Origin of the sequence: Halorhabdus tiamatea SARL4B (genome assembly GCF_000470655.1) — an archaeon.
Lineage (GTDB): Archaea > Halobacteriota > Halobacteria > Halobacteriales > Haloarculaceae > Halorhabdus > Halorhabdus tiamatea.
In genome coordinates, this window is record NC_021921.1 from 1,300,407 (window position 1) to 1,315,363 (window position 14,957).

The window sequence follows — 14,957 nt, forward strand, 5'->3', positions numbered from 1 at the left end:
AAACGGCGAGCAGAGCGAGACCTCAGATGGGGCGAACGAGACAGGACAGCGAGGGGCGGATTACACGGCTCGCGACCGCCGAAGATCCGTTCCGGTGACGATCGAGTGAAATCTCAGTCTGCCCGGACCATTTCCTCGAACCGTTCACGCACCGTCTCGACCTTCGGCGCGGCGTGCATCTGACAGTAGGCGTCGGATGGATTCTTCTCGAAATAGTCCTGATGTTTCTCCTCGGCACGGTAGAACGTTTCCAGGTCGGTGAGTTCCGTCACGACCTCGTCGTCGTACTCCGCGTCCAGCGCCTCGATGTAGGCGGCGGCCGTCTCGCGCTGGGCATCGTCGTGATAGAGGACGATCGAGCGATACTGCGTGCCCACGTCGGGGCCCTGGCGGTTGAGTTGCGTCGGGTCGTGCGTGGCGAAGAACACCTCCAGCAACTCGTCGTACGTGATCACGTCGGGGTCGTACTCGACCTGCACCACCTCGGCATGGCCGGTGTCGCCCGAACAGACTGCCCGGTAGCTGGGGTTCTCGGCGTGCCCGCCGGCATACCCGGACGTCACCGAGGCGACGCCGTCGAGCTCCTTCATCGCTGCCTCGGTACACCAGAAACACCCGCCGCCGAACGTCGCGAATTCCATACCTTGCGTAGGGTCGCGAGGCGTATCAGGGTGACGAGCGCGGCGAAAGCCGCGGAGACCGAGGCCGGCGAAAGCCGCGGAGAACGTCGATCGGGGTCCGGATCGGCTTCAGTCGTCAGTCTCGGCGACGCCGGCCGCAGGCGTCTCGGCCGGTTCGAGGTCGTCCAGATAGTCGTCGGCGTCCAGGGCGGCCTGGCTGCCCATCCCGGCGGCCGTGACGGCCTGCTGGTAGTGGTAGTCGACGACGTCGCCCGCCCCGAAGACCCCAGGGACGGCCGTCTCGGTCTGGCCGCCGCCGTGGCCGCCCACGGTTCGGATGTAGCCCGTCTCGTCGAGTTCGACGTCGGTGTCTTCGAGATACCCGGTGTTGGGCGTGTGGCCGATCGCGAGGAAGACCGCGCCGACGTCGTGCTCGAAGTGCTCGACTTCCTCGGCCTGCTCGGTGTCCAGTTTCTCTTTTGGGTGGCCGTCCGGATGGCGGATCAGCGAGACGTGATCGATGCCCTCCTCGCGAGAGCCGTGGATCTCGGTCGCCTCGGTGTTGCGCATGATCTCGACGTCGCCCGAATCGACGTGTTCGGTGATCCGGTCGACCCAGTAGTCCTCGGCGCGGAACGCCTCGCGGCGGTGGGCGATGTAGACCGTGTCGGCGAACTTCGTCAGGAAGGAAGCCTCCTCCATGGCGGCGTCGCCCCCGCCGATGACGAGCATGTCCTCGTCGCGGAAGAACGCGCCGTCGCAGGTCGCACACGTCGAGACGCCGTAGCCCATGAGGTCGCCTTCGCCGGGGATGCCGAGCGTGCGCGCGCTCGCCCCGCTGGCGGCGATAAAGGCGTCGCAGGTGTAGACCGTGCCGTCGGACAGTTCGACCCGAAACGGTCGCGTGTCGTCGTCGATCGACTCGACGAAACCCGTCTCGACGTCCGCGCCGAACTGTTTGGCCTGTTCCTTCATTCGGTTGATCAGCTCCGTGCCGTTGATCCCCTCCGGGAAGCCGGGGAAGTTCGCGACGTCGGTCGTCAGCGTGAGCTGGCCGCCGGGTTCGTCGCCCTCCAGGACGAGCGGCTCGTTGTTCGCGCGGCCGGCATAGATCGCAGCCGTCAGCCCCGCGGTCCCCGATCCGGCGATGATGAGTCGACGGTGTTCGATTTCGTCAGTCATGCCCGTGGGTACCGGTGGCGAGCGTTTGTAGCTTGCGCCGCAGGTCAATGTCGCGGGAGACTGTTCGGAGAAACGCTGAACGTGCGGTCGTCAGGCCTCTGGGCGCTCGCGAGTCTGCTGACCGAGCGCCCGGGCGAGCGCGATGATCACGCCCAGCCCGGCCTTGACGTCGGGGTCACGGGTGGCCTTCATCAGGCCGAGGACACCGAGTTCGTCGGGTTCCTCGCTGCTCGCCTCACCGAGGGCCGTCAGCACGTCGTCGAGTCCACGCGCGACGTCCTCGTCGGTCGCCGTGTCGGCGAGTTCGCCCACACGTGTGCCGGTCGAGGCCAGTGACATGATCATCTCGTCGTCGGCCGCGCCCCGAAGCAACGAGGCGAGTTCGGCCATCTCCAGCAGGTCATCGAGGGTGCCCGTCCGCTGGAGTTCGGCGACCTTCTCGACGCCTTCGGCGAGTTCGTCGGCGTTCTCGCCGACCGTCTCGCCCAAGTGGACGGTCTCCTCGGTCGCCATCCCGTCGGCGGCCATCGCGAGGTTCGTCCCCGTACCCGACAGCGACTGGACCATCTCGTCGTCCATCGCCGAGGTCGCGACCGCCGTCGCGTCGAGCAGGTCGTTGACCAGATCGAGTCGGTCGAGGAACCGGGCGACCGCCTCGGGGTTGTCCTCGATCAGCGATTCGAGGTCGGTCGACTGGTCGACCCCAGCGCCTGTCGCGTCGCCCGTCGACTCGGCCGTGTCGTCCGTCGGCTCGTCCGCAGAGTCGCTCACGTCGACCACCTCACATCAGGCCTCTGGCGGTCAGCCAGTAGGCCTCGTTGTAGCCCAGCTTCGCCCAGTGGACGGGCGCAGACGGTTCACGCATCGTCGGTCCGCTCTGGTAGTCGAAGTCGACGAACGTCGCCTCGTCCATTCCGGTCTCGATGAAGCAGATCGTCTTGCCGTCGTAGGCTGCCGTCGGCGTCTCGCCGCGGACGCGGCTCGCGATCCGGTCGGCGATCGTCGTCGACTCGTAGTGGGCGACGCTGCCGGCCTTACTCGTCGGGACGTCCGCGACGTCGCCGATGGCGTAGACGTCCTCGGCGTCTTCGGCTTCGAGCGTGTGGTTGTCGACGGCGACCCAGCCGTCGTCGCCCAGTCCGGCGTCGCTGACGAGCTCACTGCCCTCGTGGGGGACGATCCCGACCAGCAGGTCGTAGTCCATTTCGTTGCCTTCCATGGTCTCTAAGACCTGGTCGTCGGGATCGACCGAGTCGACGTTGAAGAACGTCTCGACGTTGATGTCGCGCTCCTCGAGTTTCGGCGTCGCCCACTCGGCGATCTCTTCGAGGCCGTGGGCGCGCTGGATCGGGTAGGTGTAGGTGATCTCGACGTCCTCACGGAGCCCGCGCTTGCGCAGCCAGTCGTCGGCCATGAAGACGAACTCCAGTGGGGCGGCCGGACACATGTGCGGCACACCGATGACCGACAGGACGAGATGCCCCCCCTCGAAGTCGGCCAGTTCCTCCCGGAGGGCCTGTGCCCCCTCGGGACTGTAGAAGTGGTGACCGCCTTCGGCGAGACCCGGCACCTTCTCGGGCGCGAGGTTCGCCCCCGTCGCGAGCACGAGATGGTCGTAGGTGAGGTCGTCGCCGTCGTCCAGGGCGACTGTCTTCCCGTCGGTATCGAGTTCGGTCACGCGGCCGTCCCGGAAGTCCGCCCGGCGATCGAGGAGGTCCGCGATCGGTCGCTTTGCCTCCTCGACGCTCTTCTTGCCGAAGGGGACGTACAGATAGGCCGGCTTGTAGTACTGGTACTCGCCGTCGTTGATCACCGTGACGGTGACGTCGCCGGCCTCGATTGCCGGGCCGAGCCGTTCGGTCAGCCGATTCGCCATGATGGTTCCGCCGGTCCCACCGCCGACGATGACGATGTCGTCGGTCATGCTGTCTCGACGTAGATCGCCCAGTAGTCGTCTTCCTCCTCGATGCTCAGTAGTTCGTGGCCTGCCTCCTCGAGCCAGTCGGGGACGTCGTTCTTCGAGCCCTCGTCGGTCGTGAGGAGTTCGATGACGGTCCCGGACTCGACGTCTTTGACCTTGCCGATGAGGTCCATCAGCGGGCCGGGGCAGGCTGCGTTGCGCGAGTCTATCTCGACGTCGGGGGTCGGTGTGTCACTCATTTGAATCACCTTAGACGAAGATCACTTGTTTGTCTGTCGCATGGCTCAGGAAGCCGGCGACGCCCAGTGTGTCGTCGAAGATATCGACGTAATCGTCGAGGTCGGTGCCCATGACGTCCATCACCATCTCACAGGCGTAGACCTGAAGCGGGCCGATACCCTTCGCGCGCTCGAGCTGTTCGGTGTACAGCGGCACCTCGTCGCCGTCACCCGCGAGCATCGCTTCGCCGGCCGGGCCGGCGACCTGGAAGTCGCCGTTCTCGATTCGGTCTTTCTCGAAAGCCGAAAGACCGTTCATCGTCACGAACACTTCTACCGGGGTGTCCGAGGACGCCGCGATCGAGCTGATCATACTGACTGCCTGTACGCGCTCTAGTTCGCCGGACGCGAGGACGACTGCATAGCCTGTCATTGGTTTCTCGCTTCGAGATTGGAGACGAGGCTTTATAGTATTTCACATTACTTCCAAGATAGTGGGAACAGGTGATCGGGCCGTCCGTGGCGGCGGGTGGGACTGGCACTTCTCGGTCGTTTTTTGAGGTGGCCGCCCGTGCGTTCGGTCATGACTGTCCGCGAGACCGCCGTCCGGGCTTACAGGGAGGGCCTGCCGGCGCTGTCGGCCAGCCTCGTCGGTGGCCTCCTCGCGGGCGTCGTCCTCGGCGGGATGCGGGCGGAACTGACTGCGATCGATGGGTTACTCGTCCTGGTGCCGGCGTTGCTCGCCACCCGGGGCAACGTCTACGGCTCGCTGGGCGCGCGGATCGCGACGGCACTCCACCAGGGGTTTCTCGAACCTCGCGTGCGTGAAGCCGACGATCGACTCCTTCGAGCAGTGGCAGCGGCGATCGCCAACGGGCTGCTCGCCAGTGTCTTCGCGGCGGTCGTCGCGACGGCGGCACTCACCTGGCTGGCTCGGCCCGCCGCCGGACTCCCGGCCCTCGTGGCTGTCGCCGCCATCTCCGGGTTACTCTCCGGGATCGCGCTGGCGACGACTGTCGTGGTCGTCGTCTTCGCGGGCTTCCGTCGGGGGTACAACCCCGACACGCTGGTCGGCCCGCTGGTGACGACTGCGGGCGATGTCTTCGGAATGGCGGCCCTGCTGATCGCCGCCAGGCTCGTCATCTGGGGGGTGGGGTGACTCGTGGCTCGCACGGCCTGGACGGTCCGGGCGATCACGCGGGCGATGTTGCCCGTCTTGCTCGTGTTGACCACGATCGAGATCGGCAGCGGACTCGTTCTGGAGAGCTTCGAGGCCGAGCTGCTGGCCTATCCGTCGCTGCTGATCCTCGTTCCCGTCACGATCGGGACGGCGGGCAACCTCGGCAGTATCCTCGCTGCCCGGCTCTCGACGGCGTTTCACCTCGGGACGCTCTCCTTCGCCGTCGACGACGATCGATTGCTGGGCAACGCCGTTGCCACGGTCGCGCTCGCGCTGACGGTGTTTCCCGTGATCGGCGTCGGTGCCTGGGGGCTGGGCGTCCTCACTGGCGGCCCCTCGCTCCCGGTGACGACGGTGCTGGCTGTTGCCGTCACCAGCGGCGCGGTGCTGTCGGTGCTGGCCGTCGCGGTGACCGTCGTGGCGACGTACGTCGCCTACCGGCTCGAACTCGACCCCGACGACGTGGTGATCCCCGTCGTCACGAACGTCTGTGACGTGCTGGGGGTGGTGGTGCTGTTCGTCGTCGTGCAGGTGCTGGTGTGAGCGACCGACGGCGTCAAGCCAGCGCCCGCAGTGTCGTCCAGAAGTCCGGCACGTCCTCGCCGCGTTCGACGCGAACCGGGACGAACCCGGCCGCCCGCGCTCCGTCGATGTCCTTGTCGCTATCACCGACCATGACGTACTCCTCGGCGTCGATCGCCTCACGCGCCCGCTCGAACATCGCCGCGTCGGGCTTGTGCGCACCGACGTCGTAGGAGGCGATGACGGTCTCGAAGTAATCGAGCAGGTCGTGGTGTTCGAGTTTCGCGCGCTGGAACGCGGCGACGCCGTCGGTCAGCACACCCAGTTCGTTCTCGGCACCGAGGGCGTCGAGGCTTGCGCGAGCATCGTCGCTGACCTGCGTGCGCTCACACTCGGCCTCCCGGAGGGCGTCGACCAACACGTCCGGATCGGCGTCGGCCTCGATGTCCTCGTGCTCACAGACGGCCGCCATCCCGGCCCGGTAGGGCTCGGGGTCGAGCGCGTCGAAGCGCTCGCCGAACGTCGCAAGGAAGCGCTCGGTTGCGGCGGCCGGATCGGCGACGTACTCGCTCAGAACGCCCTCGACGATATCATCGTATGGCACTTCGAGCGTGAGCAGGGTGCCATCGAGATCGAAGTAGATCGCCGTCGACATGATAGCTTTGGCAAACGGTTCTCATCACGATGCTTCCGTGCTTCGATCTGTCCGGGCCCGACCCAGGGGGTAGATCCACACTGTCCGGGCAGGGGAGAGCCCAGTCAGAATAGTCGAACACCAGGAGAACCCCCTCCCGGAACCGCAGAACGAGAGGTCAACAACCCGTTTCAGAAGACCATAACGTTACTGAACGGGGTGAGCGAACCCGAACTGGGGCTTGACGTCGTCGACGCGGACCGTCACCGTCTCGCCCGCCTCGACGCCGGAGACGAACAGTGTGAATCCCTCGACCTTCGCGATGCCGTCGCCCTCCTCGCCGGTATCGACGATCTCGACCTCGATCTCATCGCCCTCCCGGACTGGCGCGGTCAGGCGGTGTTTGGCGACCAGGTAGAGTTCCGAGGAGGCGTCCCGCGAGGCGTCTGGCCGGACCTCCCGGACGTACTCGAACTCGTCTTCGATGTCTGCTTTTAAGTCCTCCAGGTCACGACCGTCGAAGACCTTCACGACGAGGTCGCCGCCGGCCCCGAGCACGTCCAGCGCGACCTCGAAGGCCTGGCGGGCCAGGTGGACCGAGCGGGCGTGGTCGAGGTCGTACTCGCCGGTGACGTTCGGGGCCATGTCCGAGAGCACGAGGTTGGCCTCGCCAACGGCGTCGGTGATGGCTTCGACCGTCGATTCGTCGGTGATGTCGCCGCGGATCGTCTCGACCGGGACGTCGGTGTCCTCGAGCGGGTCGATGCGCTGGCGGTCGACACCGACGACGCGACCGCCGTCGCCGAGGCGCTCGGCGGCGACCTGGAGCCACCCGCCGGGGGCCGCGCCCAGGTCGACGACGGTCCGCTCCGCGCCAAGCAGGTCGGCCGTCTCGTCGAGTTGCCGGAGTTTGAACGCCGAACGGGCGCGATAGCCCTGCTGTTTCGCCCGGTTGTAGTACTTGTCCTTCCCGCTCATGGGGCACTCACCGGGCTCCGTGTCGTCGTTCGGCGGCCAGTCGCTGGCGAATCTGCGTTCATACACGGAGAGACGCCGTCGAGGCGGAAAGGCACATCGGATGGGGCCGAGGCGGAAAGGAACATCGGATGGGGCCGAGACTGGAACGGGTAGAGCTCGGTCCGCTACCGGTCACCGCTCGGGATGGACGGGTGCGTCGAACCCACCTCTGACGAGTGGTTTGGCGATGTGGCGGCGGGCACACGGCGGCACCTCGTACCACCCCACCTCCAGATCGCGGTCGATCTCCCGCTCGGCTTTCCCGGCGGTCGTCGTGCCACACTCCCGGCAGCGATACCCCTGGTCCCGGCCGGCGCTCTCCATCGTCCGACCGCAGTCGGGGCAGGTCGGCGTGACGCGCTCGGCCCGGACGAGATCCCGGACGGCGAACTTCTCGAGTTTGAGCGTGCCGTCGCCGACTTCGCCACCGACGGTGACGCGATCACCGACCCGGAGCGCGCGAACCCGGTCGCGAAAGCGCTTGGTCGGCTCGAAGGCGGCGCAGGGCAATTCCTCGCCACCTTCGCCGGCGACCGTGAGAAAGACGTGGCCGCCCTCGCGGGTCTCGGGCGGTTCGGTTACGGTTCCGGTCACCCGGTAGGCTCGGCCGTCCCGGACTATTCCGAGCGTCCCCTCGCGCAGGTGGGCGTCGGTCCCCTGGTTGGTGACGAACAGCGAGGTTCGTTCGATCGGTTCGCTCTCGATGCCGGCGGCGACCTCGCGAACAACGGCAGAGGCGTCGCCGCGGATGCCGTGGAGGATCGGACCCGGTGCGTGCGGGACGCAAACGAGTTCGTCCTCGCCGCCGTCGACGGTGTCCCAGGCGGCTGGGTAACCCGCCTCGGCGGCCGCGAAAACGGACTCGGCGTCGACCTCGCGGGGCGTCCCCCGACGCTCGGGTTCGCGATACGAAATGTGCTCGTACGTCCACTCCTCGAAGGCCACCCAGGCCCCGAGTGCGGCGAGCGCGCCGATCAACCCACGGCCGTTGCCCGCCTCCAGAGTGTCGTACCCGAAGCGCTCGATCAACTCGCGGGCGTCGGCGACGTCGTGGAAGTCCCGGACGGCCTCGCGGGCGAACTCGACGACGGCTTCGGGGATCTCTACCGCCGATTCGTCTGTGAGGACGACGCCGGGGTTCGTGCGTGGGTCGTCGGTCTCGGCCAGCGGGAGTTCCGCGCGGACGATTTCTCGGGCAACATCGACGGGGGCATCGGTGTGGATCGACAGGGCGGCGTTGCCCCGGGTCTTGTGCTCGACGGCGGGGTTCAGCCGGACGAGCAGTCGCCGATCGACCGTCCAGTCGTCCGCAGCCGCCAGTCGGTCGGCGATCCGGGCCGCGAGGTACGTGGTGCACATCCCCGCCTCCCGGGAGTCCGTGTCGTCGAGGCCGATGACTGTCACGGTCGAGCGTACCCGACCGGGGAACTAACGGGTTTCGGCTGACGGGGCGAGTCCGCAAGCGCACGTCGGGGCGAGGGCGTCGAGCAACTCTAGTTCAAATGCGAAAAACGGGAGAAGACGCCGTCTTAGACCGGCGGAACGCATTTATAGCAGGATCACATTACATATAGTAGCGAATCTATGTCACGATCGGCACTGGTCGGCAACGTCATCGCCATGCTCGAGGACGCCGGGTTCCTCGTCAGCGACCGGTGTGCGATTCGGCCCAAGAGTTTCGACGTCGCGGCTCGCCGGGGCGAGGACACTATTTTAGTGAAGATCCTCGGCAACATCGACGCCTTCGACGGCGTCACCGGCGCGGAGATGCGACGCCTCGGGGAGTATCTGAACGCGACACCGCTGGTGATCGGCCTCCGGACGCGCGACGAGGAACTCAAACCGGGCGTCGTCTACTTCCGTCACGGCGTCCCCGTCTTCAGCCCGGACACCGCGATGGACTACTTCCTCGAGGGCGTCCCGCCGCTCATCTACGCCGCACCGGGCGGGCTGTACGTCAACATCGACAGCGACGTGCTCGCCGACGCCCGCGAGGAGCGCGACTGGAGTCTGGGCAAACTCGCCAACGAACTCGGCGTCTCCCGACGGACCGTCTCGAAGTACGAGAACGGGATGGACGCAAGCGTCGAGGTGGCCGCCGCACTCGACGACCTCTTCGAGGAGCCACTCACGTCGCCGGTCAACGTCCTCGAGGAGGGCGAAGACGTCCGCGAGGACGACTCGATGCCCGAAGAACCCGAGGTCGATCCCGACGACGAACGGATCGTGACGGTGTTGACCCGCGTCGGGTTCGACGTCCACCCGACCAACCGCGCACCCTTCAAGACCGTCAGCGAGAACGAGGGCGTGGAGGACCGCGTCTTCACGGGCCACTCCGAGCTCAACGAGGCCGCCAGAAAGCGCGCCCGGATCATGGCCTCCGTGGGTCGAGTCACCCGGACCCGATCGGTCTACGTCGTCGAACGCGCGACCAGAGACTCCCTGGAGGGGACGGCGCTCGTCGAGGAGAGCGAGATGGACGACATCGAGGTCGCCGAGGACCTCCGGGAATTGATCCGCGAGCGAGGCGAGGAGCCCGCCTGACACCGCGACAGCCGATTTACTCGGTCGCCAAGACGAACCGGAACGCACTACCCGCTGGTTCTCCCAGAGGGTCGTATGCCCGGCGACCTGACGATCTACGACGACCGCCTCGCCCGCCAGATGGACGCCGGCGGGTTCGTCCTCGCGGTCGTGACGGCGACCAAGCCCGACTTCTACAAACAGGCCCCCGTCGTGACGGCCGCCCGCGAGGCCGGCGTCCCCACGTTCGTCCTCCACACCGGCCAGCACTACGACGACGTCCTCGGCCACGGCCTCGCCGAGTACGGCATCGAGGACCGCGTCGCCGTCGACCTCTCGATCCGCGGCAGCCTCTCGGAGAAGACCGCGCAGGTCCACCGCCGGATCGACGAGTTGACCGACCACCTCGCCGAGAACTGGCCCGATACCACGGTCCTGCCGATCGTTCACGGCGACACCCACGCTGCCGGGATCGTCCCCCAGGCCTGGCTGTTCGCCACCAACCAGGCCGTCGCCCACAACGAGGCCGGCCTTCGGGGAATGTCCCCGGACTTCGAGAATCACGCCGACCCCGAGGCCTTCGTCGAGGCCCAGTGGTCGGGCGAGTGGTCGATCAACCGCGCCGAACCCTTCCCCGAGCAGTACGACACCTTCGTCGGCTCCGCTGGCTCGATCTATCAGTTCGCCCCCGTTTCACTCAACCGCGAACATCTCGAAAACGAGGGCTACCCCGCCGACGTCGACGGCGAGCAGCGCATTCCCGTGGTCGGCAACAGCGTCGTCGACGCCATCGAGATGAAGCGCGACGCCGATCTCGAAGAGAGCATCTTCGACATCTATCCCGTCCTCGAGGAGCGCGACGACTGGATCCGGGTGGACATCCACCGCCGGGCGAACCTGCTTCCCGACCGGTTCGAAGCCATCGTCGAGGGCGTCATCGGCCTGGTCGAGGCCGGCTACAACGTCAACTTCGTCGAGCTGACCGCGACCGAACAGGCCCTCAAAGAGTACGGCTATCGCGAGAAACTGCTCGAACTCGACGAGAATCGGGAGAACTTCCTCTTTACCGGCCTCTGGAAGAAACACGCCCACGTCTACGAGTTTCTCACCTCGGGGCAGTGTTTCGCGGAGTTCACCGACTCCGGCAGCATGCAGGAGGAACTCAACTACATCGACGAGGCGATCTGCCTGACGGCGCGGTTCAACACCGACCGCCCGGAGACGGTCTTCGAGGCGAAGACGAACCTCCTCGTCCCGCCCGTCGACGGCGAGTACGTCACCGAGATGATCGAGTACGTCGCCGAGACCGACGCCGTCCGCGAGGAGATCCAGACCGGGCCGAACCTCTACGGCGGCAACGTCGGCGAGTCGATCGTGGAGTTCCTCCAGGAGAAGCGCGAGGCGTCGACGTTCGACTGGGCCCACGACCGCGTCGGCTTCTCGACGAGCGATCAGGACTTCGAGTACCTCTAAGCGACGGCGGCGATCGACCCCTCGCGACCGTGGATTTGGCCCCGGGTGGCCCCGAACCTTATCCAGTTGGGCCGACATAAATGTGTATGGGAGTCACCCAGCCCACCAACGACCTCGCGGCCACGCTCGATGACGGCGGCGTCGCCCTCGGCGTTCTCGATAGCGCGTACAGCCCCCGGCTCGTGGAGTTCTACGGCGACCTCGGCGTCGACTTCGTCTGGCTGGATCTCGAACACGGCGGCCCGGATCCCTGGGACGGCGGCCGTATCGAGAACCTGTTGCGGGCCGGCGAACGGACTGGCGTGGAGTTGCTCGTCCGACTGCCCGATACCGACCCGACGCTCGTCCGCAAGGCACTGGATCTCGGCGTCCGGAACGTCTTCCTCCCGCGGGTCGAGACCGCGGCGGCGGTCGAGGCGGCGGTGCGATCCGGTCGCTTCCGCTACGACGGCGACCCCGGCGATCGCGGGCTGGCGGCCCCGCGGGCCAGTCGCTGGGGAACGGCTGCCGAGTACGTCACGACCGAGGACGAGCAGACGCTGGTCGGGACGACGATCGAGACCGCGGCCGCCGTCGAGAACATCGACGATATCCTCGCAGTCCCGGAACTCGGCTTCGTGTTCATCGGGCCGTTCGACCTCTCGGTCTCGCTTGGCCACCCCGGCGAGATCGACCATCCGGACGTCCAGGAGGCCGTCGAGACGGTCCGTTCGAAGGCACTCGAGGCGGACGTGCCAGTCGCTGGACTCGGGTTCGGCATGGACGACGTGGCCGAGAAGGCCGAGGCGGGCTACCAGCTCCTCAACCTCGGGAGCACGACCGGTGCACTGAACCAGGTGGTCTCGAAGTGGCTCGAAGACTTCGAGGACGGCCGCTCGTAGGCCGTCGCTCCTGAAGCACTGTGCGAAACGCCCCCGGCGGAATCAGGCGCCGCTACCGTAGGTCTCTTCTAAGTATTCGACGATGTCGTCGCTCTCGGGCATCCCCTCGATCCCGTGGTCCTCGTCGACCAAGACAGGGACGCCCGTCTGGCCGCTGATCTCTTTGACTTCCTCGCGGGCACGCTTGCTCGCTGGAACCTCGTGAGATTCGTATTCGAGGCCGAGGTCCTCAAGTTTCTGCCGGACTTTCGCACAGAACGGACAGCCAGTGAGTTCGTAGAGTTCGATCGTGCTCATCAGTCCTGTACACGACTGGCGACTACAAGAGCGCGACGGTCCCAACGAGGGCTACCGCGAGCTATGACGAAGAGTCGCAGTGCGAACCTCGATCAGAGTGCGCCCTGCAGGACGCCGCCAGTCCGGACGACGAAGTACAGTACGAACGCGCCGGCGAGCACCCACTGCCCGAGACGGACGTCGTCGAACTCGCCCTGTGCAGTCTTCAAAATCGGGAAGGAGACGATCCCGGCCGCGATCCCGTACGCGATCGAGTACGTCAACGGCATCACGATGATGGTCAGCCCCCCGGCCGTCGCGTGAGCGAAGTCGTCCCACTGGATCTCGGTCACGTTCCGGAGCATCAGGACGGCGACGATGACCAGCGCGATGTGGGAGGCGAACTGTGGGACGGCAGTCGCGAGTGGCACGAAGATCAGCGAGACCAGGAACAGCACGCTGATGACGAGGGCAGTCATACCGGTCCGGCCGCCCTCCTCGACGCCGGTCGCGGACTCGACGAACGTCGTCACCGTCGAGGTCCCCAGAATTGCGCCGGCGGTCGTCCCGACGGCGTCGGCCATCAGCGGCTTGTCGATGTCCGGGAAGTTGCCGTCCTCGTCGAGGAAGCCACCGGCCTGGCCGACGCCGACGAGCGTCCCCGCGGTGTCGAAGAAGTCGACGAAGAAGAACGTGAAGACGATCAACGCGAACGCGAACCCGTCGACCTGGCCGAACCCGTCGGCGAACGCCCCGACGAGTGGCGAAATGTCGTACTGCGCGCCGGTGAAGTTCGCGGGCACGAACGCCCCGCTCTGGACGAAGTTGCCGGCCAAGATTCCCGTATCGACGACCCCGGCGAACGTCAGGGCGATCCCGGCGAGCGTCGTCGTGACGATGCCGAGGATGATCGAGCCACGGATCCCCCGAGCGTACAGCCCGAAGGTGAAAAACAGGCCCAGGACCGACAGGACGGCGACGGGACTCTGGGCGACCTCCCCGAGCGTGACCAGCGTCGCCGGGTCGTCGACGACGATCCCCATCGCCTGCAACCCGATGATCGCGAGGAACAGTCCGATCCCGGTGCCGACCCCCCGTTTGACCGGTTCCGGAAACAGTCTGATGACGTACTTGCGCGCGCCGACCAGCGTGAGGAGGACGAAGACGATCCCCTCGACGAAGATCGCAGCCAGCGCCGTCTGCCACGGCACGCCCAGCACGCCCACGACAGTGATCGAGAAGAAGGCGTTCAACCCGAGTCCGGGTGCCAACCCGAACGGGAGATTGGCATAGAACGCCATCACGAGCAGGGCAACGATCGACGCCAGGATCGTGATGACCGCGAGCATCTGAAAGACCTGATCCGGCGTGTACCCCGGGATGGCGATGCCACCGGGAACGTTGTCCTCCGGATACGCCGTCAGAATGTCGGCGTTGACGACCACGATGTAACTCATCGCGAGGAACGTCGTGATCCCCGCGAGGATCTCGGTCTGGAGGTCCGTCCCGTGCTCCTCGAATCCAAAGTACTCGGCGAGTGTGTCTGTTACCGCCATGTGTCTACCACATTCGACTACCTTGCACAGAAGCGACTTAATGTTTTATAAACTTCCGGAATTGGTATTCACGTTCGTGGATACCCTTCCGGCTCGCCGGCGTCCGAAAGCGTCGTGAACGCGACGACAGGAGCGTCAGTCGACTGCCGGACCGAAGCGAGTCCGTCCTCGCCGACGGCGATCAGCGTGAAGACGCCGGAGACCGTCGCGCCGGCACGATCGGCGAGTTCGAGGAGGAGTGCCTGGGTGTTGCCAGAGCGGACGAAGTCGTCGACCAGCAGGACGTCGTCACCGTCTTCGAGCGCACTCGCGGGCAACGAGTAGGTGATCTCGATCCCGGGAGTGAGTCGCTGGCGCGCCTCTACGAACTCGGAGACGCCGGTCTCGCGGGACTTCTTGGCGTAAGCGACCGGAACGTCGAAGTGGCGCGCCATCGCGCCCGCGATCGTGATCCCGTCGGTTGCAGCGGTAAGGACGACGTCGGGACGCTCGAGTTCGAAGGTCTCGGCGGCGACGCCGGCGACCAGATCCAGCAGCGACTGGTCGAAGACGACGGCCGTATTGTCGACGTACCCCTCCTCGTCACGGTCGATCCGGGACTCGATCTCGGCGGCGAGTGTCTCCCGGCCCAGGTCGTCGACGATCTCCCGGGCGCGCTCGACACCCGGCAGGACGTGGCCGTTGACGTACCGATTGAGGTCACTCGCCGACAGGCCGGTCACGTCGGCAAGTTCGTCGTACGTCCGACGGGACTTGAGCCGTCGAAGAACCGAGACAGCCCGCAACTGGAGGGTAGTCTTCTCGAGGCGCTTCATGACTCCCACGTGTCACGACACGACCGTGAATATTTCGAAAGCGGTGACAGAGGATATATACAGTATCGCGGAATCGGTCGGCGCGATCGGCGGTACTCAGTCGGCAGAATCGGTCGGCGCGATCGGCAGCACTCAGTCG

Annotated in this window: 17 protein-coding genes; 5 read left to right on the forward strand and 12 right to left on the reverse strand. The window is 66.2% G+C overall.

What is annotated here, in order from left to right:
• Positions 1-113: 113 nt before the first annotated feature.
• The 6 genes from msrA to HTIA_RS06510 all read right to left on the reverse strand — a co-directional run bounded on the left by msrA (position 114) and on the right by HTIA_RS06510 (position 4,374).
• Positions 114-641, reverse strand: a complete 528-nt coding sequence (gene msrA / locus HTIA_RS06485) for a peptide-methionine (S)-S-oxide reductase MsrA (RefSeq protein ID WP_008526268.1) — start codon at positions 639-641, stop codon at positions 114-116.
• Positions 642-749: 108 nt separating this feature from the next.
• Entirely contained in the window at positions 750-1,802 is a 1,053-nt protein-coding gene (locus tag HTIA_RS06490; RefSeq protein WP_008526266.1) for an NAD(P)/FAD-dependent oxidoreductase, read from the reverse strand.
• 90 nt (positions 1,803-1,892) lie between these two features.
• The gene (locus tag HTIA_RS06495; protein WP_008526264.1) at positions 1,893-2,582 is read right to left on the reverse strand and encodes a DUF1641 domain-containing protein; all 690 of its coding nucleotides are present in this window, start codon (positions 2,580-2,582) and stop codon (positions 1,893-1,895) included.
• A gap of 1 nt (position 2,583) precedes the next feature.
• A complete protein-coding gene (locus tag HTIA_RS06500; RefSeq protein ID WP_008526263.1) occupies positions 2,584-3,726 on the reverse strand; it encodes an NAD(P)/FAD-dependent oxidoreductase in 1,143 nt (380 codons plus the stop codon).
• Positions 3,723-3,962 (reverse strand): sulfurtransferase TusA family protein, encoded by a 240-nt coding sequence (locus HTIA_RS06505; RefSeq protein WP_008526262.1) that lies wholly within the window; start codon positions 3,960-3,962, stop codon positions 3,723-3,725. Before HTIA_RS06505 ends, HTIA_RS06500 begins: the two co-directional genes overlap by 4 nt.
• 10 nt (positions 3,963-3,972) lie before the next feature.
• Positions 3,973-4,374 (reverse strand): DsrE/DsrF/DrsH-like family protein, encoded by a 402-nt coding sequence (locus HTIA_RS06510; RefSeq protein ID WP_008526261.1) that lies wholly within the window; start codon positions 4,372-4,374, stop codon positions 3,973-3,975.
• Between the two features lie 150 nt (positions 4,375-4,524).
• Between HTIA_RS06510 and HTIA_RS06515 the strand changes: the two genes are divergently transcribed.
• Positions 4,525-5,100 (forward strand): magnesium transporter, encoded by a 576-nt coding sequence (locus HTIA_RS06515; RefSeq protein WP_008526260.1) that lies wholly within the window; start codon positions 4,525-4,527, stop codon positions 5,098-5,100.
• Between the two features lie 45 nt (positions 5,101-5,145).
• On the forward strand, positions 5,146-5,664 hold the full coding sequence (locus HTIA_RS06520; RefSeq protein WP_021029302.1) for a magnesium transporter: 519 nt from the start codon (positions 5,146-5,148) through the stop codon (positions 5,662-5,664).
• Between the two features lie 13 nt (positions 5,665-5,677).
• Here the strand turns inward: HTIA_RS06520 and HTIA_RS06525 are convergent, their stop codons facing one another.
• From HTIA_RS06525 to HTIA_RS06535, 3 genes are all read right to left on the reverse strand, one after another.
• Positions 5,678-6,298 carry an HAD family hydrolase gene (locus HTIA_RS06525; RefSeq protein WP_008526258.1) on the reverse strand — a complete coding sequence of 207 codons (621 nt, stop codon included), beginning with the start codon at positions 6,296-6,298 and terminating at the stop codon, positions 5,678-5,680.
• Positions 6,299-6,484: 186 nt separating this feature from the next.
• Positions 6,485-7,255, reverse strand: a complete 771-nt coding sequence (locus HTIA_RS06530) for a 23S rRNA (uridine(2552)-2'-O)-methyltransferase (protein ID WP_008526257.1) — start codon at positions 7,253-7,255, stop codon at positions 6,485-6,487.
• Positions 7,256-7,426: 171 nt separating this feature from the next.
• Positions 7,427-8,698 carry a tRNA(Ile)(2)-agmatinylcytidine synthase gene (locus HTIA_RS06535; RefSeq protein ID WP_008526256.1) on the reverse strand — a complete coding sequence of 424 codons (1,272 nt, stop codon included), beginning with the start codon at positions 8,696-8,698 and terminating at the stop codon, positions 7,427-7,429.
• A 180-nt stretch (positions 8,699-8,878) separates the two neighbouring features.
• Between HTIA_RS06535 and HTIA_RS06540 the strand changes: the two genes are divergently transcribed.
• The 3 genes from HTIA_RS06540 (at position 8,879) to HTIA_RS06550 (ending at position 12,171) form a co-directional block, all read left to right on the forward strand.
• A complete protein-coding gene (locus HTIA_RS06540) occupies positions 8,879-9,838 on the forward strand; it encodes a transcriptional regulator (RefSeq protein ID WP_008526254.1) in 960 nt (319 codons plus the stop codon).
• A gap of 75 nt (positions 9,839-9,913) precedes the next feature.
• Complete coding sequence (locus HTIA_RS06545) at positions 9,914-11,290, forward strand: UDP-N-acetyl glucosamine 2-epimerase (RefSeq protein WP_008526253.1); 1,377 nt, start codon at positions 9,914-9,916, stop codon at positions 11,288-11,290.
• A gap of 86 nt (positions 11,291-11,376) precedes the next feature.
• Positions 11,377-12,171 (forward strand): HpcH/HpaI aldolase family protein, encoded by a 795-nt coding sequence (locus tag HTIA_RS06550; RefSeq protein ID WP_008526251.1) that lies wholly within the window; start codon positions 11,377-11,379, stop codon positions 12,169-12,171.
• A gap of 42 nt (positions 12,172-12,213) precedes the next feature.
• On the opposite strand, the gene HTIA_RS06555 is transcribed toward HTIA_RS06550, so the two are convergent.
• The 3 genes from HTIA_RS06555 to HTIA_RS06565 form a co-directional block, all read right to left on the reverse strand.
• Positions 12,214-12,468 (reverse strand): glutaredoxin family protein, encoded by a 255-nt coding sequence (locus HTIA_RS06555; protein ID WP_008526250.1) that lies wholly within the window; start codon positions 12,466-12,468, stop codon positions 12,214-12,216.
• 92 nt (positions 12,469-12,560) lie between these two features.
• Positions 12,561-14,003 carry an NCS2 family permease gene (locus tag HTIA_RS06560; RefSeq protein ID WP_008526249.1) on the reverse strand — a complete coding sequence of 481 codons (1,443 nt, stop codon included), beginning with the start codon at positions 14,001-14,003 and terminating at the stop codon, positions 12,561-12,563.
• Between the two features lie 68 nt (positions 14,004-14,071).
• Positions 14,072-14,818, reverse strand: a complete 747-nt coding sequence (locus tag HTIA_RS06565; protein WP_008526248.1) for a phosphoribosyltransferase family protein — start codon at positions 14,816-14,818, stop codon at positions 14,072-14,074.
• Positions 14,819-14,957 lie beyond the last annotated feature (139 nt).

What these genes read in the sequence shown, in the direction of transcription:
- HTIA_RS06520 (WP_021029302.1), top strand. Translation starts at nt 5,146, where the DNA reads ATGTTGCCCGTCTTGCTCGTGTTGACCACGATCGAGATCGGCAGCGGA.
- HTIA_RS06500 (WP_008526263.1), bottom strand. Translation starts at nt 3,726, where the DNA reads ATGACCGACGACATCGTCATCGTCGGCGGTGGGACCGGCGGAACCATC.
- msrA (WP_008526268.1), bottom strand. Translation starts at nt 641, where the DNA reads ATGGAATTCGCGACGTTCGGCGGCGGGTGTTTCTGGTGTACCGAGGCA.
- HTIA_RS06560 (WP_008526249.1), bottom strand. Translation starts at nt 14,003, where the DNA reads ATGGCGGTAACAGACACACTCGCCGAGTACTTTGGATTCGAGGAGCAC.
- HTIA_RS06505 (WP_008526262.1), bottom strand. Translation starts at nt 3,962, where the DNA reads ATGAGTGACACACCGACCCCCGACGTCGAGATAGACTCGCGCAACGCA.
- HTIA_RS06490 (WP_008526266.1), bottom strand. Translation starts at nt 1,802, where the DNA reads ATGACTGACGAAATCGAACACCGTCGACTCATCATCGCCGGATCGGGG.
- HTIA_RS06510 (WP_008526261.1), bottom strand. Translation starts at nt 4,374, where the DNA reads ATGACAGGCTATGCAGTCGTCCTCGCGTCCGGCGAACTAGAGCGCGTA.
- HTIA_RS06540 (WP_008526254.1), top strand. Translation starts at nt 8,879, where the DNA reads ATGTCACGATCGGCACTGGTCGGCAACGTCATCGCCATGCTCGAGGAC.
- HTIA_RS06545 (WP_008526253.1), top strand. Translation starts at nt 9,914, where the DNA reads ATGCCCGGCGACCTGACGATCTACGACGACCGCCTCGCCCGCCAGATG.
- HTIA_RS06565 (WP_008526248.1), bottom strand. Translation starts at nt 14,818, where the DNA reads ATGAAGCGCCTCGAGAAGACTACCCTCCAGTTGCGGGCTGTCTCGGTT.
- HTIA_RS06555 (WP_008526250.1), bottom strand. Translation starts at nt 12,468, where the DNA reads ATGAGCACGATCGAACTCTACGAACTCACTGGCTGTCCGTTCTGTGCG.
- HTIA_RS06525 (WP_008526258.1), bottom strand. Translation starts at nt 6,298, where the DNA reads ATGTCGACGGCGATCTACTTCGATCTCGATGGCACCCTGCTCACGCTC.
- HTIA_RS06550 (WP_008526251.1), top strand. Translation starts at nt 11,377, where the DNA reads ATGGGAGTCACCCAGCCCACCAACGACCTCGCGGCCACGCTCGATGAC.
- HTIA_RS06530 (WP_008526257.1), bottom strand. Translation starts at nt 7,255, where the DNA reads ATGAGCGGGAAGGACAAGTACTACAACCGGGCGAAACAGCAGGGCTAT.
- HTIA_RS06515 (WP_008526260.1), top strand. Translation starts at nt 4,525, where the DNA reads ATGACTGTCCGCGAGACCGCCGTCCGGGCTTACAGGGAGGGCCTGCCG.